Here is a 24,142-nt window from a genome sequence, read left to right on the forward strand (position 1 = left end):
CACCCGCGCCGGGGTAGCGTCGAACGGTGAGTCTTCTCTTCTCCTCTCTCAGCATCCGATCCGTCACCTTCCGCAATCGCCTGTGGGTCTCGCCCATGTGCATGTACAGCGCCGTCGACGGCGTCGTGCAGGAATGGCACCACGCGCACCTGGCCCAGTTCGCCTCCGGCGGCGCGGGACTGATCGTCGCGGAGGCGACGGCGGTCGTGCCCGAGGGACGGATCTCGCCGCGGGATGCCGGGCTGTGGAACGACGAGCAGCGCGACGCCTGGGCGCCGATCGTGCAGGCGATCCACGACCGCGGCACCGTCGCCGGCATCCAGCTCGCGCACGCCGGCCGCAAGGCATCCACCTGGTGGCCCTGGGCGGCAGGACGCGGATCGGTGCCCGCGGCCGACGGCGGATGGACCACGACCGCGCCGTCGGCGGTCGCTTTCGACGGGTTCGACGAGCCCATCGCCCTGGATACCGCGGGGATCGACCGCATCGTCGACGCCTTCGCCGCGTCGGCCCGGCGCGCGCTGGATGCCGGCTTCGACGTGCTGGAGCTGCACGGCGCGCACGGCTACCTCCTGCACCAGTTCCTCTCGCCGCTGTCGAACCTGCGCGACGACGAGTACGGCGGATCGCTGGAGAACCGGGCGCGCCTGCTGCTCCGGGTCGTCGACGCTGTCCGCGCCGAAGCCGGCGAGGACGTGCCCCTGTTCGTGCGCATCTCGGCGACCGATCACGCGGAGGGTGGCTTCACGGCCGAGGAGGCCACGACGGTCGGCGACTGGGCCGCCCAGCGCGGCGCCGACTTCATCGACGTCTCCAGCGGCGGACTCGTCGCGCATCAGCAGATCAGCGTCTTCCCCGGATACCAGGTGCCGCTCGCCGAGACCGTCCGGCAGGGCGGCCGCATCCCCGTGTCGGCCGTCGGCCTCATCACCGCAGCCGAACAGGCCGAGCAGGTGCTCGTCGACGGCGCGGCCGATGCGATCTTCGCCGGACGCGAGTGGCTGCGCGATCCGCACTTCGCGCTCCGCGCCGCGCACGAACTCGGAGCCGAGGTCGCCTGGCCGCCGCAGTACGACAGGGCTCGCTGGCGCTGACGCCCAGCCCCGCACGACGAAGGCCGCCGCTCCTGTCCGGAACGGCGGCCTTCTGTCGATCAGCGCCTCGTCGATCAGCGTCCGCGGATGCGACGGGTCGCGTCCTGCACCTCTCCGACCAGTTCCTCCAGGATGTCCTCGAGGAAGAGCACCGCGGTGGTGCGGCCCTCGATGTTGCGCACCTTCGCGAGGTGCCGACCCGCCCGGCGCATCAGCGCCAGAGCATCCTCGAGATCGGTGTCTTCCTGGACGGGAACCATGTGGTGGATGCGCTTCGACGGGATCGGCTGGACCATCTTCACGGCCGAGTCGGATCCTTCCGACGCGCGGAGGATGTCCTTCAGGTGGACGTACCCCACCGGCACAGCATCCGCATCGACGATCACGTAGCGCGAGAAGCCGTAGCGGGCCACGGCCTTCTCGATGTCGTCCGGCGTGGTCGTCTGCGGCAACGTGACGAGGTCGCTCAACGGCACGGCGACGTCGCGTGCCTTCTTGTCGGTGAACTCGACGGCCGCCGCGACCGTTCCCGCGGTGTCGGAGAGCACGCCCTCGCGACGCGACTGGTCCACGATCGTGGCGACTTCTTCGAGCGTGAACGTCGACGCGGCCTCGTTCTTCGGCTCCACCCGGAACAAGCGCAGCACGCCGTTCGCGGCGGCATTCAACACCCAGATCACCGGCATGAACACCTTCGACACCCAGACGAGCGGGGTGGCGAGGATGAGCACTGCGCGATCCGGCACCGAGAACGCGAGGTTCTTCGGCACCATCTCGCCGAACACCACGTGCAGGAACGAGACGATCAGCAGTGCGATCGTGAACGACACCGCGTCCACGACGCCGTCCGACCATCCGAACGCATGCAGCGGCGCCGCGAGCAGGTGATGGATGGCAGGCTCGGAGACGTTCAGGATGAGCAGCGAGCAGATCGTGATGCCGAGCTGCGAGGTCGCGAGCATGAGCGTCGCGTGCTCCATGGCGTACAGCGCGGTCTTGGCCGCACGGGAGCCCTGTTCCGCGCGCGGTTCGATCTGCGAGCGGCGTGCGGAGATCACCGCGAACTCGGCGCCGACGAAGAAGGCGTTGGCGACGAGCAGCACGACGAGCCAGGCGATTCCTCCCCAGTCGTTCATCGGGTGGCCTCCTCTCCTGGTTCGGACGGTCTCGGAACATAGCGGACGCGGTCGACGCGGCGGCCGTCCATCCGTACGACCTGCAGGATGCCGCTGTCGACCGACACCTCGTCGCCGACCGCGGGCACACGCTCGAGCACACTCATCACGTAGCCGCCGACGGTGTCGTACACGTCGCCCTCCGGTACCACGACACCCGCGCGGCGGCGCAGTTCATCCGGTCGGAGTTCGCCGGGGAAGGTGACGCCGTCGGTGCTGCGGATGATCCCTGCCCTCGTGCGGTCGTGCTCGTCGGAGACCTCGCCCACGAGCTCCTCGATGAGGTCCTCGAGCGTGACGAGGCCGGCCGTGCCGCCGTACTCGTCGACGACGACCGCCAGCTGGTAGCCGCGGGCGCGGAGTTCCGAGATCAGGCCGTCGACGTGCACGGTCTCCGGCACCCGGAGCGCGTCGGTCGCGAGAGCCCCGACCGGCACCTCCGCGCGACGCTCACGCGGCACGGAGATCGCGGCCTTGAGATGCACGACCCCCGAGATGTCGTCGAGGTCGTCGTCATAGACGGGAAAACGGCTGTGGCCGGTGCGGCGTGCCAGCTGGATGACGTCGTCGGCGGAGTCACCGGCGGCGAGCGCGTGCATGCTGGGCCGCGCCGTCATCACGTCGGCGGCGCTCAATCGTGAGAACGTCAGCGTGCGGTCGAGCAGGCTCGCCGTGTCCTCCTCGAGGAGTCCGGCATTCGCGGAGCGGCGGACCAGAGAGGAGAGCTCCTCGGCGCTGCGCGCACCCGAGAGCTCCTCCTTCGGCTCGATGCCCATGCCGCGCAGCACGCCGTTGGCGCTGCCGTTGAGTACCACGACCGCGGGCTTGAAGACGGTCGTGAACGCGACCTGGAACGGGATGACGAGCTTCGCGGTCTGCCGCGGAAGGGCGAGGGCGAAATTCTTCGGCACGAGCTCGCCGAGGATCATCGAGAGGACGGTGGCGACGAACATCGCGAGGATCGTGGCGAACGGTCCGATCACGGCCTCGGGAAGGTTCCACGCGTGGAAGGTCGGACGGAGGAGGTTCGACAGCGCCGGCTCCATCGTGTAACCGGTGAGCAGCGTGGTCAGCGTGATGCCGAGCTGCGCCGACGAGAGATGGGTCGACGTGTGCCGGAGAGCGCTGATCGTGAGCGAGAGGCGGGACTCGCCCTTCGCCTGCCGCGCCTCGAGATCGGCCCGGTCGAGGTTGACCAGTGCGAACTCGCTCGCGACGAAGAGGCCGGTGCCGACCGTGAGCAGGAGCCCCACGCCCAACATGATGTAGTCCATCAGCGGTTCCTCTCCGGTGAGAGAGGCGGACAGTGGGGCGATGTACTGCAACTGGGAGGGTCGTCCATTATGCCGACGATTCTACAGAACCGGACTGGGAGTGCGAGCCGGACTACCAGCTCACCGGGAGAGCCTTGCCCTCTTCGTATCCGGCCGCGGATTGCAGGCCGACGAGCGCGCGATCGTGGAACTCGGGCACGGACGATGCACCCGCGTAGGTGAAGGACGATCGCACCCCGGATGTGATCATGTCGAGCAGATCCTCGAGCCCGGGACGCAGCGGGTCGAGGTAGATCTTCGACGAGGAGATGCCCTCGGCGAAGAGCTCCTTCCGGGCTCGCTCGTACGCGTCCAGACGACCGAACCGGGCCTGCACCGCCTTGGTCGAAGCCATCCCCCAGGATTCCTTGAAGATGCGGCCCTCGGCGTCCCGCTGCAGCTCCCCCGGCGCCTCGATGGTGCCGGCGAACCAGGAGCCCACCATGACGGATGCCGCGCCTGCGGCGAGGGCGAGCGCCACGTCACGCGGATACCGCACGCCGCCGTCCGCCCAGACGTGGGCGCCGAGTTCCGCCGCCGCCTGCGCCGTCTCGAGGACGGCGGAGAACTGCGGGCGGCCGACGGCGGTCATCATGCGCGTCGTGCACATCGCGCCGGGCCCGACGCCGACCTTCAGGATCGTGGCGCCGGCCTCGACGAGATCGTGCACCCCGTCGGCGGTGACGATGTTGCCCGCCACGATCGGCAGGCCGAGGCCCAGCTCCGACACGGCGCGGAGCGCGCTCAGCATCCCCTCCTGGTGGCCGTGCGCGGTGTCGACCACGAGCACGTCGACTCCCGCGGCGGCGAGAGCCTTGGCCTTGGCCGCGACGTCTCCGTTGATGCCCACGGCGGCGGCCACGGCCAGGCGTCCGTCGGCGTCGAGCGCGGGCCGGTACAGCGTCGAGCGCAGGGCGGTGCGGGCGCTCAGCGTGCCGACCAGGTGCCCATGATGGATGACCGTCACCATCTCGACTCCGGCGTCGGTGATGACGTCGAAGGCGTGCCGCTCCGAACCGATGTCCTCGGCGTCGATCGACGGCACCCCGCTGTGCACGAGGTCGCCGAGCTGGGCATCGGGAAGGGCCGTCGCGAGCCTCGTGGCCGGAAGGATGCCGAGAACGTCGCCCACGTCGACAGGGGCCGCACCTCGCGCCACGACGATGCCGTGACCGGCGGTCGGGGGAAGCAGGCGCAGGGCATCGGCGACCGAGGCCTCCGGCGGAAGCACGATCGGGGTGTCCCACAGCACCGGCTGCGCCTTGACGTCGCGGATCGCGGCATCGAGGCCCTGCAGCGGAAGATCCTGCGGGAGCACGCCGAGGCCGCCGCGTCGTGCGAGCACCGCCGCGAGCCGCGGACCCGTGACCGAGTTCATGTTCGACGCGACCAACGGCAGCGTCGCCGGCGTACCGTCCTGCGGGGCGAGGTCGACCTGCAGCCGACTGGTGATCGCGGACCGCCGCGGCACCAGGAAGACATCCGAGTAGGTCAGATCGACGGTCGGCTGTGCACCTGAGAACTCCATGTGTCCACGGTACCCAGATCGCCGCGCGGACGGGCACGTCCTTCGACGACTCGCGTAACGAAACACGTTAGGCTGGAAGTCGAGAGTGTGCGGACCCGAACGCATCCTGCGGGGGCGTCTGCGCCAGAGTGCTTCAGTGATGAAAGAGGGCGATCGAGAGTGTCGAACCAGGTGACCGGCGTCGGGGGCGACGGGGGGTTCGGAGCCAATTCCTGGCTCGTCGAAGAGCTCTACGAGCAGTTCAAGGAGAACCGCGACTCGGTCGACAAGGAGTGGTGGCCGATCCTCGAGAAGTACCACTCCGACGTCTCCGGCACAGCCGCCCCCGCAGCATCCGCTCCCGCAGCCCCGACATCCGGTTCTACGGACACAGGGGCGCACCCCGTCACCGCGCCCATCCCGGTGATCGGCGCCCAGCCCGTCGCGCGCACCACGACCAAGCCGGCCGCAGCCGCTCCGATCCCCGCGCAGGCGCCGAAGCCGGCGGCGAAGGAAGCCGTCGACGCGGCCGAGGAAGACAAGATCACCCCGCTCCGCGGTCTGCCCAAGACCCTCGCGGCGAACATGGACGAGTCCCTGACCGTCCCGACCGCGACCAGTGTGCGCACGGTGCCCGCGAAGCTGATGATCGACAACCGCATCGTCATCAACAACCACATGGCCCGCACCCGCGGCGGCAAGATCAGCTTCACCCACCTCATCGGCTGGGCGCTCATCCGCACGCTCGACGAGTTCCGCAGCCAGAACGTGTTCTACGCGGAGATCGACGGCAAGCCGTCCGTCGTCGCCCCGGCGCACGTCAACCTCGGCATCGCGATCGACCTCCCGAAGCCCGACGGCACCCGCGCGCTCATGGTGCCCAGCATCAAGCGCGCCGACACCCTGAGCTTCACCGAGTACCTGTCCGCCTACGAAGACCTGGTCACCCGGGCGCGCAACAACAAGCTCACCGCGGCCGATTTCCAGGGCACGACCGTGTCGCTCACCAACCCGGGCGGTATCGGCACCGTGCACTCGGTTCCGCGTCTGATGAAGGGCCAGGGCTGCATCATCGGCGCCGGCGCCCTCGATTACCCGGCCGAGTTCCAGGGCGCCAGTGCGCGCACCCTCAACGAACTCGCCATCGGCAAGACGATCACGCTCACGAGCACCTACGACCACCGCGTCATCCAGGGAGCCGGCTCCGGCGAGTTCCTCAAGAAGGTGCACGAGCTGCTCATCGGGCAGCGCGGCTTCTATGACGACATCTTCGCGGCGCTGCGCATCCCGTACGCACCGATCCGTTGGAACCCCGACATCGCGGTCGACCTCGCCGAGCGCGTCGACAAGCAGTCGCGCGTGCAAGAGCTGATCAACTCGTTCCGCGTGCGCGGTCACCTCATGGCCGACATCGACCCGCTGGAGTACGTGCAGCGCTCGCACCCCGACCTCGAGATCGAGAGCCACGGCCTCACCTTCTGGGACCTCGACCGCGAGTTCGTCACCGGCGGCTTCGGCGGCCGGCGCGTCGCGAAGCTGCGCGACATCCTCGGCGTGCTGCGCGACTCGTACTGCCGCACGCTCGGCATCGAGTACATGCACATCCAGGATCCGGAGCAGCGTCGCTGGTTCCAGGAGAAGGTGGAGGTCAAGTACCAGAAGCCCGGGCACGACGAGCAGCTGCGAGTGCTCCGCAAGCTCAACGAGGCCGAGGCGTTCGAGACCTTCCTGCAGACGAAGTTCGTGGGACAGAAGAGGTTCTCCCTCGAGGGCGGCGAATCGCTCATCCCGCTGCTCGACGAGATCCTCCAGGGCGCGGCGACAGCCGGGCTCGAGGGCGCAGCGATCGGCATGGCCCACCGCGGACGGCTGAACGTGCTCACCAACATCGCGGGCAAGACCTACGGCCAGGTCTTCCGCGAGTTCGAGGGCACCCAGACTCCCGGCAACCAGCGCGGATCCGGTGATGTGAAGTACCACCTCGGCACCGAGGGCACTTTCGTCGCCGACGACAAGTCCGAGCTGCCCGTCTACCTGGCGGCCAACCCGTCGCATCTCGAGACCGTCGACGGCGTGCTCGAAGGCATCGTCCGCGCCAAGCAGGACCGCAAGCCGATCGGCACCTTCGCCTGGCTCCCGATCCTGGTGCACGGCGACGCAGCGTTCGCCGGTCAGGGCGTTGTCGTCGAGACCCTGCAGATGTCGCAGCTGCGCGGCTACCGCACGGGCGGCACGATCCACGTCGTCGTCAACAACCAGGTCGGCTTCACGACCTCCCCCAACGACGGACGCACATCGGTGTACTCCACAGATGTCGCGAAGACCATCCAGGCGCCGGTGTTCCACGTGAACGGCGACGACCCCGAGGGCGTCATCCACGTCGCGCAGCTGGCGTTCGAATACCGCGAGCGCTTCCACCGCGACGTGGTCATCGACCTCGTCTGCTACCGCCGTCGCGGTCACAACGAGGGCGACGACCCGTCGATGACGCAGCCGCTGATGACCGACCTGATCCAGGCGAAGCGCTCGGTCCGCAAGCTCTACACCGAGTCGCTCGTCGGTCGTGGCGACATCACCGAGCAGGAATACGACGAGGCCAAGGCCGACTTCCAGAACCGCCTGGAGATCGCGTTCGCCGAGACCCATGCGGCCGAGACCGGCACCACGCCGGTCGTGACCGAGCTCCCGCCCGAGGAGCAGGTCGGCGCGCCCGACATCACGGGCGTGCCGAACGAGGTCATCCAGCTCATCGGGGATGCCTTCGTGAACAAGCCGGAAGGCTTCTCGGTCCACCCGAAGATCCAGCAGCTGCTCGACAAGCGCCTCGACATGAGCCGCAACGGCGGCATCGACTGGGGCTTCGGCGAACTGCTCGCGTTCGGTTCACTCCTCGTCGAGGGCACTCCGGTGCGCTTCGCGGGGCAGGATGCCCGCCGCGGCACGTTCGTGCAGCGTCATGCGACCCTCCACGACCGTGCGAACGGCCAGGAGTGGCTGCCGCTGTCGAACCTCTCCGATGCGCAGGGCCGGTTCTTCATCTACGACTCGCTCCTCAGCGAGTACGCGGCGCTCGGCTTCGAGTACGGCTACTCGGTGGAGGCACCGGAGGCCCTGGTGCTCTGGGAGGCGCAGTTCGGCGACTTCGTCAACGGCGCGCAGTCCGTCATCGACGAGTACATCTCGGCGGCCGAGCAGAAGTGGGGACAGCAGTCCAGTGTCACTCTGCTCCTCCCCCACGGCTACGAGGGTCAGGGGCCGGACCACTCCTCCGCCCGCATCGAGCGCTTCCTGCAGCTGTGCGCGCAGGACAACATGATCGTCTCGCGTCCGTCCACGCCCGCGTCGTACTTCCACCTGCTGCGTCGACAGGCCTATGCGCGCCCGCGCAAGCCGCTCATCGTCTTCACGCCGAAGGCGATGCTGCGACTGCGCGGAGCGACCAGCCCTGTCGAGGCCTTCACGCAGGGCCGCTTCGAGCCGGTGATCGACGACGACCGCGGTCTCGACCGCAACGCCGTCACGCGCGTCCTCGTGCACTCCGGCAAGGTCCACTGGGATCTGCGCGCCGAGCTTGAGAAGAAGCCGAACCCGCAGGTCGCGCTCGTGCGCATGGAGCAGCTCTACCCGACACCGATCGATGAGCTGAAGGCGATCACCGACTCGTACCCGAACGCCGAACTCGTCTGGGTGCAGGAAGAGCCGGAGAACCAGGGGGCCTGGCCGTTCCTGGCGCTCGCGTTCGCCGACGTCCCCGGGGATCGCTCGTTCCGTCCCGTCGCGCGCACGGCCTCGGCGTCGCCGGCGACCGGCTCCTCGAAGGTGCACGCCGCCGAGCAGGCGACCCTGATCCGCGAGGCGATCACCACCAGCTGATCACGTCACGACGAAAGGGGCGCCCCGGCTTCGGCCGGGGCGCCCCTTCTCATCTCCGCGGTTCTCCGCGAAGAACCGCCGTCAGTACCAGATGTCGAGCGACGGCACGGGGAACGAGATCATCGCTCGGTCGAGTGCTTCCACGGCCGAGGCGTCGGCCGCGATCCGACCGGCGCCGTGCAGAGATGACGCCCGAACGCCGCCGGCATACAGGGACGACAGCGCCGAGACGTCGAGGGTGATGTCGGGACCGGCGCCCTCGGCCCGTTCGACCGTCGCCGTGCTGTCGCTCCCCGCACGGAGCCGCCAATCGCCGCGGGCGAATCCGAGCGGATCCTCGACACGGATGACGGCGTCGAGCGGCGCCGAGAATCGCCGGGCGGTGAGCGCGGCCGGCACGTCGAGGATGCGCAGCCAGCCGTGGTCGTGCACGACCTGGTTCACTCCGCGGGGATCGAGCACCAGCCACGGCAGCGGGTCGTCGACAGGGCGGAGGTCGGCCGTGACCTCGTCGACGAGGTCGTGCTGCAGGGCGAAGCGCCACAGCGCTGCGAGCGCGTCGGGCGTCTCCGCCACCAGGATTCCGACATCGAGGGCGAATCGGAAGGTCTCGCCCTTCTCTCGCAGTGTGTAGGCGAGAGCGCCCCGAAGGACGCCCTCCTCATCGAGGTAGCGGATGCCGCGCACCTTGTCGCGGTCGTGCACCGTGGCGGCGGCGCCGGAGATACCCTCCCACCGGCCCTGCCAGCCGGCGATCCGGCCGGGCACTCCGCGGCGCACGCGGTCGTGCACCATAGCGATGTCGGCGGCGAGCGTCTCGCGGTCGATGTACTCGATCCGTCCGAGCGGAGCGACACCGCCCCATCCTGCCTGCCGGGTGTCGACGGTGAAACGCGAGACAGGAATCGCCGAGCCGAAGCCGTAGCGCCCGTAGATCGTGGCTTCGGTGGCCGTGAGGCCGGCGATGGGGACGCCGGCGGATGCCGCGGCACGGAGCTCCCCCTCCAGCAGCGAGCGTGCGATGCCGCGGCGCCGGTGCGTGGCGGCGACCGTGACCATGCTGATCGCCCACATCCCGACCTCGGCGCCCCCGGGCACGGTCAGCGGCGTGACCCAGGCGTTCGTGGTCGCGACCGGGAGTGCCGAGACCGAGGCACCCGCCTCGTATACGGCGACGTTGCGCCGTTCGGCGAAGGTCTTGCGGGCCTGCGCGAGTGATTCCGCGTTCGGCTCGGCGCCGAGGAACCCCCGGTCGGCCGCCCGCTGAAATCCGGTCGCGCGCTCGTCATCGGAGAAGTCGACGACGCGGTATTCGAGACCCGCGGAGCTCAGTCGTTCGGTCGAAGTGGAGTCGGCGGGGACGGCGCGCGCATCGAGGGTGGTCATCGTTCCAAACTACCGACGACCTCCGACGGCGGCTCAGTGCTGGGCGGCCTGAACCTCGCGGAGACGGGCGAACACCTGATCGCGCAGCTCCTCCGGAGCCGTCTCCTTGCACGCGCGCGCGACGACCTCGGTCAGGGTCGTGGCGACGAGCGCCTCGTCCCGACAGGAGGGACAGTTCTCCAGATGCTCCCGGATCTCGGTGTGCTCGGTCTTGCACACCTCGTTGCGGAGGTACTCCTCCAGATCCTGGCGGGCTTTGTCGCAGCCGCAGTCGCTCATTTCTCGCTCCTCGGGTCAGCCGCGGCGATGCCCCGCTCAGCGGCGTAGTCGGCCAGCAGCTCCCGCAGCATGCGCCTGCCACGATGCAGGCGGCTCATCACGGTGCCGATGGGGGTCTTCATGATGTCGGCGATCTCCTGGTAGGCGAATCCCTCGACATCGGCGAAGTAGACGGCCAGCCGGAAGTCCTCCGGCAGGGCCTGCAGCGCGTCCTTGACGACGGATGCCGGCATGTGGTCGATCGCCTCGGCCTCCGCGGAGCGGCTGTGGCTCGCGGTGGTCGACTCGGCTCCGCCCAGCTGCCAATCCTCGAGCTCGTCGATCGTGCCCTGGAACGGCTCGCGCTGGCGCTTGCGATAGATGTTGATGTACGTGTTCGTGAGGATGCGGTACAGCCACGCCTTGAGATTGGTGCCCTGGGAGAAGGTCGCCCAGGATCCATAGGCCTTGACGAACGTCTCCTGCACGAGATCTGCGGCGTCGGCCGGATTGCGCGTCATGCGCATCGCGGCGGCGTAGAGCTGATCCATGAAGGGGAGCGCCTGCTCCTCGAATTCGCGCCGAGGGTCGCTGACTGTCTCTGCGGTTACGGTGTCATCCATCACCGGCCAGTCTAGGCCGCTGATGTCCAGCGTCCCTCGTTCCAGCGTGCCCAGCATGCAGTCTCCTCGTCGACGGACACCCACCCTTTCACGCGGCGAGCATCCTGTTCACTAAAGTGAGAACCGATGAGCGCCAACAGGTATTCCCCGTCCCGTGTCCAGGGCTCCTACACCGCGCCCTCCGTCGACACCCCGGTCCACGCCGAACTCACGATTCCCGGCTCGAAGTCGCTGACCAATCGCGAACTCATCATCGCGGCGATCGCCGATGGCCCGGGTCGCCTGATCGCACCGCTGCACTCCGACGATTCCGCCCGCATGGTCGACGCCCTCCGCGCGCTCGGCGTCGGCATCGAGGAGGTCGATGCCGGCCACGAGTTCGGCCCCGACCTCGTCGTCACTCCGGCGAAGCTCGAGGGAGGCCGCACCGTCGACTGCGGCCAGGCCGGCACCGTGATGCGATTCATCGCTCCGCTCGCGGGTCTCGCCGCGCACGACGTTCACCTCACCGCCCACGAGACCGCTCTGCATCGACCGATGGGCGGGCTCATCAGCGCCCTCCGCGACCTCGGAGTCGACATCGACGACGAGGGCACCTGGGCGCTTCCGTTCACGATCCGCGGTCACGGACGCATCCGCGGCGGCCGCGTCGAGATCGACGCCTCGGCATCCAGCCAGTTCGTCTCGGGTCTGCTGCTCGCCGCTCCGCGCTTCGACGTCGGCCTGCACCTGGTGCACACCGGCGAACACCTGCCGAGCCTGCCGCACATCGACATGACCATCGAAGCCCTGAGCCGGCGCGGCATCCGGATCGAGCGTCCCGCTGTGGGCGAATGGCTCGTCGAGGCCGGCGTCCCGCGGGCGAAGGAGATCGCGATCGAGCCGGATCTCTCCAACGCCGCGCCGTTCCTCGCCGCCGCACTCCTCACCGGCGGCTCGGTCTCCGTCACCGGCTGGCCGGCGCATTCGACGCAGCCCGGAGCCCTGCTCCCCGACATCCTGCAGGCCACCGGAGCGCACGTCAGCCGACATGGCGGCACCCTCACGGTGCGCGCCGGTTCCAGCATCCGCGGCCTCGATCTCGACCTCGCCGCGGCCAGCGAGCTGACCCCCACCCTCGTCGGACTCGCCGCGTTCGCCGAGTCCCCGACCACCATCCGGGGCATCGGCCACATCCGCCTGCATGAGACCGACCGCATCGCCGCACTCATCACGAACATCCGCGCCCTCGGCGGCGAGGCCGAAGAGCTGCCCGACGGCCTGCGCATCATCCCGCGTACGCTGCACGGCGGCGGCTGGGCCGCGCACCACGACCACCGGATGGCGACCACCGGCGCCCTGATCGGGCTGCGCATCCCCGGCGTCGAGATCGATGACATCGGCACCACCGCGAAGACCCTCCCGGAGTTCACGATGCTCTGGGAGCGGATGCTGCGGAGCTGAAATGAGCTGGCTCGACGACACCGACGACCTCGACGACGACTTCGAGGACTACGACGAGAGCAGCATCCGCACTCGACCGAACCCCAAGGCGAACCGTCCCCGCACCAAGCGTCGCCCCGCGCACGACGACGCACAGTTCGGACGGATCCTCGGGGTCGATCGCGGTCGATACACCGTGCTGCTCGACGAGGACACCGACGACGAGCACGTCATCAGCGCCGTGCGGGCGCGGGAACTGCGGCGCATGCCGATCGTCACCGGCGATCAGGCTCGCGTGGTCGGCGACACCTCAGGAGACGAGGGAACGCTCAGCCGCATCGTCGGGATCGCGGACCGCACCTCGCTCCTCCGGCGCAGCGCGGACGACACCGACCAGGTCGAGCGCGTCATCGTCGCCAACGCCGATCAGATGCTGGTCGTGGTGGCCGCTGCCGATCCCGAACCGCGCGCACGCCTCGTGGATCGCTATCTCGTCGCGGCGCTGGATGCCGGAATCCGTCCGCTCCTCGTCGTGACCAAGACCGACATCGCCGACCCGACCGAGTTCCTGGCGCACTTCGACGGTCTCGACCTGCGGGTGTTCACCAGCGCGCGCGACGAGATGCCGGTCGAGGAGATCGGCGCCGCTCTCGTCGGACACTCGACGGTCTTCGTCGGCCACTCCGGTGTCGGCAAGTCGACCCTGGTCAACGCCCTCGTCCCGACGGCCCTCCGTGCCACCGGACACGTGAACCAGGTCACCGGTCGAGGACGCCACACCTCGTCCTCCACGGTGTCTCTGCGCTATCAGGGAGCGGATGGCACCGGCTGGGTGATCGACACCCCCGGGGTGCGCTCGTTCGGCCTCGGCCACGTGGATCCGGCCAACATCCTCGCCGCCTTCACGGAGCTCGCTCTCATCGCCCAGGACTGCCCCCGCGGCTGCACACACCTGGCCGATGCGCCCGACTGCGCACTGATCGAAGCCGCCGAGCGCGGCGAGCTCAGCGAGACCGGGCGCGCCCGACTCGACTCGCTGCAGCGGCTGCTGCAGACGTTCGCCGACAAGGCCGAGCAGGCACCCGGCCGATAGGCTGGACGGGTGACTCAGCGCCTGGAACCCGGATCCGCAGCACCCGACTTCTCCCTGCTCGACCAGGACGGCTCGACCGTCCGCCTCAGCGACCTGCGGGGGCAGAAGGTGGTGCTCTACTTCTACCCGGCCGCGATGACTCCCGGATGCACGACACAGGCCTGCGACTTCCGCGACAGCATCTCCCCTCTCCAGGGGCTCGGCTACCGCGTTATCGGCGTCTCGCGGGACGAGCCTGCGAAGCTTGCCGCGTTCCGCGAGCGCGATGGGCTCACGTTCACGCTGCTCAGCGACCCGGACCACGCCGTGCACTCCGCGTACGGCGCCTGGGGCGAGAAGATGAACTACGGCAAGGTCATCGAGGGCGTCCTCCGCTCGACCTTCGTGCTCGACGAGGACGGAACCGTCACGCACGCCCTCTACAACGTCAAGGCCACCGGCCACGTGGCACGCATACGCAAGCTCCTCGGCGCCGACGCCTGAAACCCTTTCCGCTCGGCGGCCCTCACTCTGTGGTGGGGCTCACTCCGCGGCGGACTGCTCGTCGGCGCGCTGATCGCCTTCATGACGTGCGCTCGAGATCAGCAGTGCGAACCCGATCAGACCGGGGAGTCCCACGGCGAGCGTGAACGGCCACGAGATGGGCTGCACCGTGAGCGACGCGAGCGCCAGGGCGACCGCCAGCACCTGGCACACCACTCCTCCGGAGCGCGCCCACGAGCGACCCTTCCGTGCGCCCGATGCGAACGCGATGAGTGCGGCCGCGCCGATCACGGTGAGCACGATCAGGGCGAGCGCGGTGGGCACGGAGGACGCATCTCCCGAGACGGCGCCCGCGAGCTCGATCACCGCGAAGACGAGCAGCGCCGCACCCTCTGCGGCGAGGACTGCGGCGGCGGCGAGGGCGAGGCCGGGTGCGCGCACGATGGGTCTCCTGAGAATCGGATGAGAAGGCGGAAAACCCTTGATTTCGCGGGTTTCATGTAACAGAATAGACAGCGTCATGTGCTCCCACAGCGGCGTGGGGCGGGCTCATCGCTCGCATCACAATTCGCGGGCATCCGTCCGCATCTCACCAGGGTAACTGAACCCGAACAGTCACCCGAATCTGAGCAGTCGCGTCGCGACATCTCAGGAAATCCACACCGAGGAGCCCCCATGGACTGGCGCGACAAGGCCGCCTGTTTGACTGTCGACCCCGAACTGTTCTTCCCTGTCGGGAACACCGGTCCGGCCGTCGATCAGATCGAGAAGGCGAAGACGGTCTGCGCCACCTGCACCGTGACGGAGATCTGCCTGCAGTACGCCCTCGAGAGCAGCCAGGACTCCGGCGTCTGGGGCGGTCTGTCCGAAGACGAGCGCCGAGCGCTCAAGCGTCGCGCCGCACGCGCCCGCCGCGCTTCCTGATCTCCACGAAAGCGGTCTGAGCTTCGGCTCAGACCGCTTCGTCGTGTCCGGCCGAGGCCGGCGGCGGTCAGGGCAGCAACCACCGCAAGGGGATGTCGATGACCACCTCGGTGCCCTCGCCGTCGCTCCCGCGCCACTCGATGGTGCCGCCGAGCTCGCCCTGGATCAGGGTGCGGATGATCTGCGTTCCGAGGCCTTGGCCGATCCGCCCCTCCGGCAGTCCGAGCCCGGTGTCATGTACGGTCACGCGGAGATTGTCCTCGGTGCGAGTCGCGTCGATGGTGACGAGACCCTCGCGCCCCGCCAATCCGTGTTCGACGGCGTTCGTGACCACTTCGGTCAGCGCGAGCGCGAGCGGCGTCGCGTACTCGCTCGGAAGCACTCCGAAACGGCCGGTCGACTGGGTGCGCGCCCGAGTATTCGGCGCCGAGGCGACCTCGGCGACGAGCTTCAGCACGCGATGGAAGACTTCGTCGAAGTCGACTTTCTGGGTGAGACCCTGCGCCAGCGTGTCGTGCACGACCGCGATGGAATCGACACGTCGCATGGCCTGACTGAGCGCATCCCTGGCTTCGTCGGAGTGGGTGCGTCGCGCCTGGATGCGCAGCAGCGACGCCACCGTCTGGAGGTTGTTCTTCACCCGATGGTGGATCTCGCGGATCGTCGCATCCTTGGTGATGAGCTCCTGCTCCTGATGACGCAGCTCCGACACGTCGCGGCAGAGCACGATGGCGCCGATCCGGGTGCCGCGGTCCTTCAGCGGGATGGCTCGCAGCGACACCGTCACTCCGCGCGCTTCGATGTCGGTGCGCCAGGGCGCCCGGCCGGTGACGACCACGGGAAGCGACTCGTCGACCTGCCGGGACGGCGGGACCAGTCGAGCCGTCACCTCGGCGAGCGATTCGCCCTCGAGTTCGTCGTCGAATCCCATCCGGTTGAATGCCGACAGGGCGTTGGGGCTGGCGAAGGTGGTGATGCCGTCGACATCGAGGCGGATGAGGCCGTCCGATGCGCGCGGTGCACCGCGGCGCGGGGACGTCGGTGCGGCGAGGTCGGGGAAGCTGCCTTCCGCGATCATCCGGAACAGGTCGTTGGCACACTCGTCGAACGTGATCTGCTGACGGGACGGGGTACGGGCCTCTCCGAGGTTGGTGTGCCTCGTCACCACGCCGATGACCGAAGGAGGCGCATCCGGCCTGCGGCGGTCGTTGATGATCGGCACAGCGCGTACTCGCGTGGGAGTCTCCTCGAACCAGTCGGGGGACGAGGAATCGACGATCGCGGCCGACTCGAATGCCCCCTGCACCTGGGTGCGCCACTGCGGCCGCACCCGCTCCCCCACGATGTCGCGGTAGAACAGGGTCGCCGCCCCGCTGGGGCGTGCGTGCGCCACCGCGATGAACGAGCCGTCCTCGGTCTGGATCCAGATCACGATATCTGCGGAGGCGAGGTCCGCGAGAAGCTGGCCGTCGCCGGCGAGCCGGTGGAGCCATTCGACATCGCTGTCGGTCAGGCGACCTTGGGCGTGGGCGAGATCACTGAGCGTTGACACTCCTCCAGCCTAGGGTCACATCCCTCAGAGGATCGCCAGAGAACTCGCACGCCAGCGACGGTCCAGACCCTCGAGGCGGATGGCCACGGCGCGCGTGCGACCCGGCCCGGCGACGACCACCACGGCCTCGATGACGCCGTCGACCGGCTCGGTCACCCGGATCGAACGGAGGGCGAAAGTCGGGCGCGCAGGCGAGACCCCCCTCGCGCTGCGCGCCCTCGCCGACAGGTTCGCCCTGGCCACCAGGCTCCGGAACGCATCCTCGCTGAACCACCGGGCGAGCTGGTCGACTTCTCGGACCCCGGCCAGCACCTCGAGCACCCCCTGGGTGAGACTGCGCAGCAACGGCGCAGGATCGGGCAGCTCGACGGTGGAGGTCGGCTGCGGTGCGAAATACTCGTGAAGCGTCATCGTGGGCACTCTCGGTCGGGGAGAACTGCGAGTCAGTACAGCACGGCGGTCGGGGTCTCGACGCGGAGTCCCGGGATGAATGTGGATAACTCGTACGTCGCGCTCCGAGGTCGCCTACGCTCTGACGGATGCACTGGGATCGCCTGTTCGAAGACCTCGAAGGTCAGTTGGCCTCGGAATGGGAGGCGGAGCGCGCTGCTCTCGACGCCGAGTCCGAGCGGCTCCGCATCGCGAGACTGGATCTGCGCGGTCGACTGCGGATGCTGTGCGCCGCAGACGCCGAGGCGACGATCGAGCTGGCCGACGGGCGCCGGTTCCCGGTGCGGTTCCAGGGCTACGGGGCGGACTGGATCGCAGCGGCGTCGAGGAGTGCCTCGGGGGTCCACGCCACTCGATCGACCTTCCTGATCCCGCATCACGCGATCGGGGCGCTCGTGCTCGACCATGGCGTGCTCCTGGCCAGCCTCGAGGAGAGCGTCCTCGACGATCACGCGCTACGGGAGCGGATGACCTTCGGGTTCGTGCTGCGCGACCTCGCTCGACGGCGCGTCCCGGTGCACATCAGCACCCGGAGCGGCGGCGAGACCCATGGAACGATCGATCGAGCCGCGGCGGATCATCTCGACCTGGCCGTGCACGAGACCGGGGAAGCCCGCCGCGCCGGCGCGGTGCAGGGCTTCCGTATCGTCCCGTTCGCGTCGATCCTCGCGGTGCGGACCGTCGGCGATCAGGTCCCGTGAGCAGAGGACGTGCCCCACACCTCGGGGAAGCTCGCCGTCTGGGACTGCCGCCACAGCGCCATACGTCGCGCGTTCTCGGACTGCGCGGCGAGATAGTCGCTCAGGCTCGATTCCTCGACGCGCCAACGAGGCGGCGAGCCGAGCTGCGATCCTCGCAACAGCCCCTCATGGACGAGTTCGATGACTTCGTCGACGCCGATGCTCAACAGCTCTGCCACCTGAGCGGGTGCGAGAAATCGCGGAGCGGACGCGGGCGAGGCTGCCATGCCCTCATTCTCTCTCACCCGCGTCCGTACGCCTACGCCGATCGAGGCCTGTGGATAACTCGAGAGCCGCGTGGGTGATTTCTGTGACGATATCGCCATGGCTTCCCTCTCCCTTCGTCGCCGTGCCTTTTGGGGCGACATCCGCTTCCTGATCGGAATCCTCCTGGTGGCCCTCTCCATCACCGGTGTGTGGTTGATCGTGTCGGCGTCCGACGATGCCACGCCTGTTCTCCAGGCGAACCGGACCATCATGCAGGGCGAGGCGCTGAGGTCGAGCGATTTCCAGGTCGTCGAGATCGGACTGGGCGCGCTGACCGACCAGTACCTGGCGCCGCAGGACCTCCGAGCCGGCCAAGTCGCATCGCGCACGGTGCGCGAAGGAGAGATCGTGCCGACGTCCGTCGCGACCGATGCCGACGACAGCCGCAGCACCACGATCGTGGTCGAGAGCACCACCGGCATCCCCCAGGAGGTCGCGGCCGGGACCGTCGTGGAGGTGTGGCATGCGCCGCCGCTCGACGACGGTCGCGCGCGCGACACCCCGCGGATCCTGGTGGCCGACGTGATCGTCCGCAGCGTGCTCGAGCCGGAGGGGATGCTCGCCGACGCGGGTACCCAGGTGGAGCTCGTCGTCGATCGGGCTGACGTGGCCGACGTCCTCGCCGCGATCACCGGGGGCTCCTCCCTCTCGGTCGTGCCCGTGGCGGCCGGATCGTGACGTCGATCATCGTCGCCATCGAACAACCACGAGCAGGAGAGCTGGTCGCCGAGCTCGAGCTCGAGGGCATCGCAGCCGTCGCCCTCGACTCCCCGTCCGAGTGCGTTCCCCTGCTCCCGGGCGCCGAGGCGATCGTCCTGCCGGCGACGCGAGCAGTGCTGACCGCAGACCTGATCGCTGCGTGCGACCGCGCAGGAGTCCGCATCCTCGCCCTCGGCGGAACAGACAGCCGCCTCCTCGCCCGTCTCGGACTCGCCGCCGCGCTGCCGCGCGAGGCAGCCGGATGGGAGCTCGCTGCTGCCCTGGCGACCGAGCCGCGTTCCGCCCGCGAGCCACGACAGGCACACCCTCATCGCGTCACAGCCATCTGGGGGCCGCACGGCGCGCCCGGTCGGTCGACCGTCGCCGTCCAGCTCGCCGTCGAGCTGTGCCGTACGGGTCGCAGCACAGCGCTGGTCGACGCCGACACCGTCGCACCGTCCCTGGCTCTGCAGCTCGGCCTCAGCGACGATGCCCCGGGCATGGCTGCGGCGTGCCGGAGGGCGGAGCTGGGCGGACTCGACGCTGCCGAGCTGACCCGGCTGGCCGCAACCACCTCCAGCAGCGCGGGCGAGCTGGAGGTGCTGGCCGGGATCAATCGGCCGACGCGCTGGCCCGAGCTCTCCGCGCGTCGAGTGAGCGCCACCCTCCAAGCCTGTCGGGGCTGGGTCGAGGAGACGATCGTCGACGTCGCCGCGGCCCTCGACGCGGATGACGAGGTGTCGCACGACCTGGCCGGCCCCCGTCGCCATGCCGCGACCTCGGCGGCGCTCCGCGAGGCGGACACGATCATCGCCGTGGCATCCGCCGACCCGCTCGGCATCAGCCGATTCCTGCGCGATCATTCGGAGCTGCGCCGGCTGGTGTCCGCCACGCCCGTGACCGTCGTGGTGAATCAGACCCGTCCTGGACCGCTGGGAATCGATCCACGCGGTCAGGTGCGACGAACGCTCGAGACGTTCGCGGGCATCACCGACGTCACCTTCCTCCCGTTCGACCAGCGAGCAGCCGACGCGGCGCTGCTGCACGCGCGGCCCATGGCCGATGTGACGCCGCGCTCTCCGTTGGTCTCCGCGGTGCGACGCCTCGCCGAAGCGATGTCGCCCGCGGGAGTACGCGCTACTGGCGGTAGCTCGCGAGGAAGTTCCCCAGCCTTTCGACTGCTTCGCTCAGTACTCGCGGCTCGGGGAGCGTCACCAGGCGCAGGTGATCCGGAGCCGGCCAGTTGAAGCCGGTCCCCTGCACCAGGAGGATGTGCTCCGACACCAGGAGGTCGTAGACGAGCTTGGCATCGTCGCGGATCTCGTGGACGTTCGGATCGAGTCGAGGGAACGCGTACAGCGCCCCTTCGGGCTTGACGCACGACACGCCCGGAATGGCCTCCAGGCCCTCCCACGCGGCGTCTCTCTGCTCGTGCAGGCGGCCGGTCGGAGCGATCAGCGCCTCGATCGACTGAACGCCGGAGAGCGCGGCCTGAACCGCATGCTGAGCGGGGACGTTGGGACACAGGCGGGTGGAAGCGAGCAGGGTGATGCCTTCGATGAAGCCCTTCGCGTGCTCCTGAGGACCCGTGATCACCATCCACCCGGACCGGAAGCCCGCGACCCGGTAGGTCTTCGACAGACCGTTGAACGTCAGGCAGAGCAGGTCCGGGGCGACGGTCGCGGTCGGGATGTGCACGGCGCCGTCGAAGAGGATGCGGTCGTAGATCTCGTCCGACAGCAGGAGGAGCTCGTGCTCCCTGGCGATCTGCACCAGTCCTTCCAGGATCTCCCGCGAGTAGACGACGCCCGTCGGGTTGTTCGGATTGATGATGACGATGGCCTTGGTGCGGGGCGTGACCTTCGACCGGATGTCCTCGAGATCCGGCTGCCAACCGTCGTCCTCATCGCACAGGTAGTGCACCGGAGTGCCGCCGGCAAGACTCGTCATCGCCGTCCAGAGCGGATAGTCGGGCGCAGGGATGAGGACTTCGTCGCCCTCGTCGAGCAACGCCTGCATCGTCATGGTGATCAGCTCGGACACGCCGTTTCCGAGATACACATCATCGGGGTCGAACCGCGGAAAGCCCTCGATCTGCTCGTACCGGCTGACCACGGCACGACGGGCCGAGATGATCCCCTTGCTGTCGCTGTACCCGTGGGCCGTCGGGAGTGCGGCGAGCATGTCGTGCACGATCTGGTGCGGTGCATCGAAACCGAAGATCGCCGGATTGCCGGTGTTGAGCTTGAGCACCCGATGGCCCTCGGCCTCCAGGCGCGCCGCCTCGACGAGAGCGTTTCCGCGGATCTCGTACAGGACGTTCTTGAGCTTCGACGACTGGTCGAAGTTGCGCGATGGGGTCATCGGCCAAGCCTACAGCGACGACGAGAGGGCCAATCCGCACGGACTGGCCCTCTCGTCGGTGCACGCTACTTCTTCTTCTTGCCCTGCGCTCGACGCTGCTCGCGGTTGCCGGCGGCCGGAGCGGCGGCATCCGTCCTCTGTCCGAAGGCTCCGCGCGGAGCCTCCTGCTGCGGCTCATCCGTCGGCGCCTGGGCAGACGTGGCGGCCTGCCGCAGGCGATCGGTCGCCGCCTGCTGCACCTGACCGCGATCGTTCCGGACCTCGACCTCGCCCGCATCGTTGGCCGCGGAGTACTCGAGCCGCTGCTCGGAACCTCCCTCGGAGAGCCCCTTCGCCTCGACCTCGGTGACCTCGGAGTCGCCTGCCCTGCGGACCTCGACCTCGAGGTTGTAGAGGTAGCCGACCGACTCCTCCTTGATCTGGCCCATCATCGACTGGAACATCGAGTAGCCCTCGCGCTGGTACTCGATCAGCGGGTCGCGCTGCGCCATCGCGCGCAGCCCGATGCCGTCCTTGAGGTAGTCCATCTCGTACAGGTGGTCGCGCCAGCGACGGTCGAGCACCTGCAGCACCACGCGACGTTCGAGCTCGCGCGTCGCCGCCTCGCCGAGCGCCTCTTCACGCTTCTCGTAGGCGATCTTCGCGTCGGAGAGCAGCTCGCGGGTCAGGCCATCGGCGGTGATCCCGCCCTTGCGTCCTGCGGCCTCCGAGACGACCTCATCGATCGTGACGCCCACCGGGTAGAGCGTCTTCAGCTCGGTCCAGAGAGCATCGAAGTCCCAGCTCTCGTTGTGCCCCTCGCCGGTGTGATCGCGCACGACGCCGCTGATGGCATCCTCGATGAAGTGCTGCACGCGGCCGGCGATGTCGTCGCCCTGGAGGATGTGCCGGCGATCGGCGTAGATCGCCTCGCGCTGGCGGTTGAGGACGTCGTCGTACTTGAGCACGTTCTTGCGCATCTCGGCATTGCGCGACTCGACCTGCGACTGGGCGCTGCGGATCGCACGCGAGACGAGGCCCGACTCGATCGGGACATCGTCGGGGAAGTTGGTGCGCGACAGGATCGCCTCGGCCGCTCCCGACTGGAAGAGGCGCATCAGGTCGTCTGTGAGGCTCAGATAGAAGCGGCTCTCCCCCGGGTCGCCCTGACGGCCGGAGCGTCCGCGGAGCTGGTTGTCGATGCGGCGCGACTCGTGGCGCTCCGTTCCCAGCACGTAGAGTCCGCCGGCTTCGATGACCTTTCCGGACTCCTCGGCGACGACGTCCTTCATCGCCTGGTACGTCTCGTCCCAGGCGATCTCGTACTCCTCGGGCGTCTCGACGGGATCGAGACCCTTGCCCTTGAGATCCTGCACGGCGAGGAACTCGGCGTTTCCGCCGAGCATGATGTCGGTTCCACGCCCGGCCATGTTCGTGGCGACGGTGACGGCGCCCAGACGCCCGGCGCGGGCGACGATCTCGGCCTCACGCGCGTGGTTCTTGGCGTTGAGGACCTCGTGCTTGACGCCCTTCTTGGCGAGCAGCCGCGAGAGGTACTCGCTCTTCTCGACGCTCACCGTGCCGACCAGCACGGGCTGTCCGCTCGCGTGGCGCTCGGCGATGTCCTCCACGACCTGGGCGAACTTGGCGGTCTCGTTCTTGTAGACGAGGTCTGACTGGTCCTTGCGGACCATCGGACGATTGGTCGGGATCGGGATCACGCCGAGCTTGTAGGTCGACATGAACTCGGCGGCCTCGGTCTCGGCCGTACCGGTCATGCCGGCGAGCTTGTCGTAGAGACGGAAGTAGTTCTGCAGGGTCACCGTGGCGAGGGTCTGGTTCTCGGCCTTGACCGGAACACCCTCCTTGGCCTCGATGGCCTGGTGGATGCCCTCGTTGTAGCGGCGTCCGACGAGTATGCGGCCGGTGTGCTCGTCGACGATCATGACCTCGTCGTTCATGACGACGTAGTCGGTGTCCTTCTTGAACAGCGCGAGAGCCTTGATCGAGTTGTTCAGGAACGAGATCAGCGGCGTGTTAGCGGACTCGTACAGGTTGTCGATGCCGAGGTAGTCCTCGACCTTCTCGATACCGGGCTCGAGCACGCCGACAGTGCGCTTCTTCTCGTCGACCTCGTAGTCCTCTCCTGCCTCGAGAGTGCGGGCGATCTTGGCGAACTCGGCGAACCAGCGGTTGGCCTCGCCGGACGACGGGCCGGAGATGATCAGCGGCGTACGCGCCTCGTCGATGAGGATCGAGTCGACCTCGTCGACGATGGCGAAGAAGTGCTCGCGCTGGACCAGGTCCTCCTTGCGCCACGCCATGTTGTCGCGGAGGTAGTCGAAACCGAACTCGTTGTTCGTCCCATAGGTGATGTCTGCGGCGTACTGCTCCCGGCGCACGGCGGGGGTCTGCCCCGACACGATGATGCCGGTGGTCATGCCGAGCGCGCGGAACACGCGGCCCATGAGCTCCGCCTGGTAGCTGGCGAGGAAGTCGTTCACGGTGATGATGTGGACGCCCTTGCCGGCGATGGCATTGAGGTAGGCAGGGAAGGTGGCGACGAGCGTCTTGCCCTCACCGGTCTTCATCTCCGCGATGTTGCCCAGGTGGAGCGCCGCACCACCCATGATCTGCACGTCGTAGGCGCGCATGCCGAGCGTGCGCTTCGCAGCCTCGCGAACAGCGGCGAACGCCTCCGGCATCAGCTGGTCGAGGGTCTCGCCCTTCTCGTAGCGCTCCCGCAGCTCGGTCGTCTCGTTGCGCAGGTCGTCATCGGTGAGCTTGGAGATGTCCTCTTCCAGCGCCCCCACTGCCTTGACCACTTGGTTCAGGCGGCGGATGACCCGCCCCTCGCCAGCACGCAGCAGCTTCTCAAGAGGATTGGCCACGGATGTCATCTCCCTGTCAGTGGGTAAAGTGCCGGCCGCCAGGAAGGCG

At 68.6% G+C, this 24,142-nt stretch carries 21 protein-coding genes; 9 read left to right on the plus strand and 12 right to left on the minus strand.

From position 1 onward, the window contains the following. Positions 1-26: 26 nt before the first annotated feature. Positions 27-1,094 (plus strand): NADH:flavin oxidoreductase/NADH oxidase, encoded by a 1,068-nt coding sequence (locus QFZ21_RS04420; RefSeq protein ID WP_307374802.1) that lies wholly within the window; start codon positions 27-29, stop codon positions 1,092-1,094. Between the two features lie 74 nt (positions 1,095-1,168). Here the strand turns inward: QFZ21_RS04420 and QFZ21_RS04425 are convergent, their stop codons facing one another. The 3 genes from QFZ21_RS04425 to QFZ21_RS04435 all read right to left on the minus strand — a co-directional run bounded on the left by QFZ21_RS04425 (position 1,169) and on the right by QFZ21_RS04435 (position 5,110). Beyond that, entirely contained in the window at positions 1,169-2,230 is a 1,062-nt protein-coding gene (locus QFZ21_RS04425; RefSeq protein ID WP_307374804.1) for a hemolysin family protein, read from the minus strand. Further along, positions 2,227-3,543, minus strand: a complete 1,317-nt coding sequence (locus tag QFZ21_RS04430) for a hemolysin family protein (protein WP_307374806.1) — start codon at positions 3,541-3,543, stop codon at positions 2,227-2,229. Before QFZ21_RS04430 ends, QFZ21_RS04425 begins: the two co-directional genes overlap by 4 nt. A gap of 112 nt (positions 3,544-3,655) precedes the next feature. Beyond that, positions 3,656-5,110 carry a GuaB1 family IMP dehydrogenase-related protein gene (locus QFZ21_RS04435; RefSeq protein ID WP_307374807.1) on the minus strand — a complete coding sequence of 485 codons (1,455 nt, stop codon included), beginning with the start codon at positions 5,108-5,110 and terminating at the stop codon, positions 3,656-3,658. 159 nt (positions 5,111-5,269) lie between these two features. On the opposite strand from QFZ21_RS04435, the gene QFZ21_RS04440 reads away from it, so the two are divergent. Beyond that, complete coding sequence (locus QFZ21_RS04440; RefSeq protein WP_307374809.1) at positions 5,270-8,962, plus strand: multifunctional oxoglutarate decarboxylase/oxoglutarate dehydrogenase thiamine pyrophosphate-binding subunit/dihydrolipoyllysine-residue succinyltransferase subunit; 3,693 nt, start codon at positions 5,270-5,272, stop codon at positions 8,960-8,962. Positions 8,963-9,043: 81 nt separating this feature from the next. On the opposite strand, the gene QFZ21_RS04445 is transcribed toward QFZ21_RS04440, so the two are convergent. From QFZ21_RS04445 to QFZ21_RS04455, 3 genes are read right to left on the minus strand one after another with little or no spacing between them, the layout of a single operon-like run. Continuing rightward, positions 9,044-10,348 carry a GNAT family N-acetyltransferase gene (locus tag QFZ21_RS04445; protein ID WP_307374811.1) on the minus strand — a complete coding sequence of 435 codons (1,305 nt, stop codon included), beginning with the start codon at positions 10,346-10,348 and terminating at the stop codon, positions 9,044-9,046. Positions 10,349-10,381: 33 nt separating this feature from the next. Then, on the minus strand, positions 10,382-10,627 hold the full coding sequence (locus QFZ21_RS04450) for a zf-HC2 domain-containing protein (RefSeq protein WP_307374813.1): 246 nt from the start codon (positions 10,625-10,627) through the stop codon (positions 10,382-10,384). Next, positions 10,624-11,286, minus strand: a complete 663-nt coding sequence (locus QFZ21_RS04455; protein WP_373425994.1) for a sigma-70 family RNA polymerase sigma factor — start codon at positions 11,284-11,286, stop codon at positions 10,624-10,626. The genes QFZ21_RS04450 and QFZ21_RS04455 overlap by 4 nt, the downstream gene beginning before the upstream one ends. A 69-nt stretch (positions 11,287-11,355) precedes the next feature. Between QFZ21_RS04455 and aroA the strand changes: the two genes are divergently transcribed. Genes aroA through bcp form a run of 3 tightly spaced genes read left to right on the plus strand, consistent with a single transcriptional unit; the run spans position 11,356 to position 14,227 of the window. Further along, positions 11,356-12,672, plus strand: coding sequence for a 3-phosphoshikimate 1-carboxyvinyltransferase (aroA, locus tag QFZ21_RS04460; protein ID WP_307374817.1), 1,317 nt, complete (start codon positions 11,356-11,358; stop codon positions 12,670-12,672). Position 12,673: 1 nt separating this feature from the next. Further along, entirely contained in the window at positions 12,674-13,744 is a 1,071-nt protein-coding gene (rsgA, locus tag QFZ21_RS04465; protein WP_307374819.1) for a ribosome small subunit-dependent GTPase A, read from the plus strand. A gap of 9 nt (positions 13,745-13,753) precedes the next feature. Then, positions 13,754-14,227 carry a thioredoxin-dependent thiol peroxidase gene (gene bcp / locus QFZ21_RS04470; protein WP_307374821.1) on the plus strand — a complete coding sequence of 158 codons (474 nt, stop codon included), beginning with the start codon at positions 13,754-13,756 and terminating at the stop codon, positions 14,225-14,227. Between the two features lie 39 nt (positions 14,228-14,266). Here bcp and QFZ21_RS04475 read toward each other — a convergent pair whose 3' ends face one another. Then, a complete protein-coding gene (locus QFZ21_RS04475) occupies positions 14,267-14,668 on the minus strand; it encodes a hypothetical protein (RefSeq protein ID WP_307374823.1) in 402 nt (133 codons plus the stop codon). 234 nt (positions 14,669-14,902) lie between these two features. Between QFZ21_RS04475 and QFZ21_RS04480 the strand changes: the two genes are divergently transcribed. Next, complete coding sequence (locus QFZ21_RS04480; RefSeq protein WP_028503730.1) at positions 14,903-15,151, plus strand: WhiB family transcriptional regulator; 249 nt, start codon at positions 14,903-14,905, stop codon at positions 15,149-15,151. Positions 15,152-15,218: 67 nt separating this feature from the next. On the opposite strand, the gene QFZ21_RS04485 is transcribed toward QFZ21_RS04480, so the two are convergent. Both QFZ21_RS04485 and QFZ21_RS04490 read right to left on the minus strand, forming a co-directional pair. Next, positions 15,219-16,703, minus strand: a complete 1,485-nt coding sequence (locus tag QFZ21_RS04485) for a sensor histidine kinase (RefSeq protein WP_307374829.1) — start codon at positions 16,701-16,703, stop codon at positions 15,219-15,221. 24 nt (positions 16,704-16,727) lie between these two features. Beyond that, entirely contained in the window at positions 16,728-17,114 is a 387-nt protein-coding gene (locus QFZ21_RS04490; RefSeq protein WP_307374831.1) for an Rv3235 family protein, read from the minus strand. A 128-nt stretch (positions 17,115-17,242) separates the two neighbouring features. Between QFZ21_RS04490 and QFZ21_RS04495 the strand changes: the two genes are divergently transcribed. Then, the gene (locus QFZ21_RS04495) at positions 17,243-17,854 is read left to right on the plus strand and encodes a hypothetical protein (protein WP_307374833.1); all 612 of its coding nucleotides are present in this window, start codon (positions 17,243-17,245) and stop codon (positions 17,852-17,854) included. Here the strand turns inward: QFZ21_RS04495 and QFZ21_RS04500 are convergent. Further along, positions 17,842-18,120 (minus strand): helix-turn-helix domain-containing protein, encoded by a 279-nt coding sequence (locus QFZ21_RS04500; protein ID WP_307374836.1) that lies wholly within the window; start codon positions 18,118-18,120, stop codon positions 17,842-17,844. The two genes, QFZ21_RS04495 and QFZ21_RS04500, sit on opposite strands and share 13 nt — an antisense overlap. A gap of 97 nt (positions 18,121-18,217) precedes the next feature. Between QFZ21_RS04500 and QFZ21_RS04505 the strand changes: the two genes are divergently transcribed. Continuing rightward, positions 18,218-18,838 (plus strand): SAF domain-containing protein, encoded by a 621-nt coding sequence (locus tag QFZ21_RS04505; protein ID WP_307374838.1) that lies wholly within the window; start codon positions 18,218-18,220, stop codon positions 18,836-18,838. Beyond that, complete coding sequence (locus QFZ21_RS04510) at positions 18,835-20,106, plus strand: P-loop NTPase (RefSeq protein WP_307374840.1); 1,272 nt, start codon at positions 18,835-18,837, stop codon at positions 20,104-20,106. The genes QFZ21_RS04505 and QFZ21_RS04510 overlap by 4 nt, the downstream gene beginning before the upstream one ends. Here the strand turns inward: QFZ21_RS04510 and QFZ21_RS04515 are convergent. After that, positions 19,997-21,223: a pyridoxal phosphate-dependent aminotransferase gene (locus QFZ21_RS04515; RefSeq protein WP_307374842.1), complete on the minus strand. Its 1,227-nt coding sequence runs from the start codon at positions 21,221-21,223 to the stop codon at positions 19,997-19,999. The two genes, QFZ21_RS04510 and QFZ21_RS04515, sit on opposite strands and share 110 nt — an antisense overlap. Before the next feature lie 65 nt (positions 21,224-21,288). Further along, complete coding sequence (gene secA / locus QFZ21_RS04520; protein WP_307374844.1) at positions 21,289-24,093, minus strand: preprotein translocase subunit SecA; 2,805 nt, start codon at positions 24,091-24,093, stop codon at positions 21,289-21,291. Positions 24,094-24,142 lie beyond the last annotated feature (49 nt).

This window comes from Microbacterium sp. W4I20 (assembly GCF_030816505.1).
In the GTDB taxonomy this organism is placed as follows: Bacteria; Actinomycetota; Actinomycetes; order Actinomycetales; family Microbacteriaceae; genus Microbacterium.

What these genes read in the sequence shown, in the direction of transcription:
- QFZ21_RS04425 (WP_307374804.1), bottom strand. Translation starts at nt 2,230, where the DNA reads ATGAACGACTGGGGAGGAATCGCCTGGCTCGTCGTGCTGCTCGTCGCC.
- QFZ21_RS04430 (WP_307374806.1), bottom strand. Translation starts at nt 3,543, where the DNA reads ATGGACTACATCATGTTGGGCGTGGGGCTCCTGCTCACGGTCGGCACC.
- QFZ21_RS04435 (WP_307374807.1), bottom strand. Translation starts at nt 5,110, where the DNA reads ATGGAGTTCTCAGGTGCACAGCCGACCGTCGATCTGACCTACTCGGAT.
- QFZ21_RS04445 (WP_307374811.1), bottom strand. Translation starts at nt 10,348, where the DNA reads ATGACCACCCTCGATGCGCGCGCCGTCCCCGCCGACTCCACTTCGACC.
- QFZ21_RS04450 (WP_307374813.1), bottom strand. Translation starts at nt 10,627, where the DNA reads ATGAGCGACTGCGGCTGCGACAAAGCCCGCCAGGATCTGGAGGAGTAC.
- QFZ21_RS04455 (WP_373425994.1), bottom strand. Translation starts at nt 11,286, where the DNA reads ATGCTGGGCACGCTGGAACGAGGGACGCTGGACATCAGCGGCCTAGAC.
- aroA (WP_307374817.1), top strand. Translation starts at nt 11,356, where the DNA reads ATGAGCGCCAACAGGTATTCCCCGTCCCGTGTCCAGGGCTCCTACACC.
- rsgA (WP_307374819.1), top strand. Translation starts at nt 12,674, where the DNA reads ATGAGCTGGCTCGACGACACCGACGACCTCGACGACGACTTCGAGGAC.
- QFZ21_RS04480 (WP_028503730.1), top strand. Translation starts at nt 14,903, where the DNA reads ATGGACTGGCGCGACAAGGCCGCCTGTTTGACTGTCGACCCCGAACTG.
- QFZ21_RS04490 (WP_307374831.1), bottom strand. Translation starts at nt 17,114, where the DNA reads ATGACGCTTCACGAGTATTTCGCACCGCAGCCGACCTCCACCGTCGAG.
- QFZ21_RS04495 (WP_307374833.1), top strand. Translation starts at nt 17,243, where the DNA reads ATGCACTGGGATCGCCTGTTCGAAGACCTCGAAGGTCAGTTGGCCTCG.
- QFZ21_RS04500 (WP_307374836.1), bottom strand. Translation starts at nt 18,120, where the DNA reads ATGGCAGCCTCGCCCGCGTCCGCTCCGCGATTTCTCGCACCCGCTCAG.
- QFZ21_RS04505 (WP_307374838.1), top strand. Translation starts at nt 18,218, where the DNA reads ATGGCTTCCCTCTCCCTTCGTCGCCGTGCCTTTTGGGGCGACATCCGC.
- QFZ21_RS04515 (WP_307374842.1), bottom strand. Translation starts at nt 21,223, where the DNA reads ATGACCCCATCGCGCAACTTCGACCAGTCGTCGAAGCTCAAGAACGTC.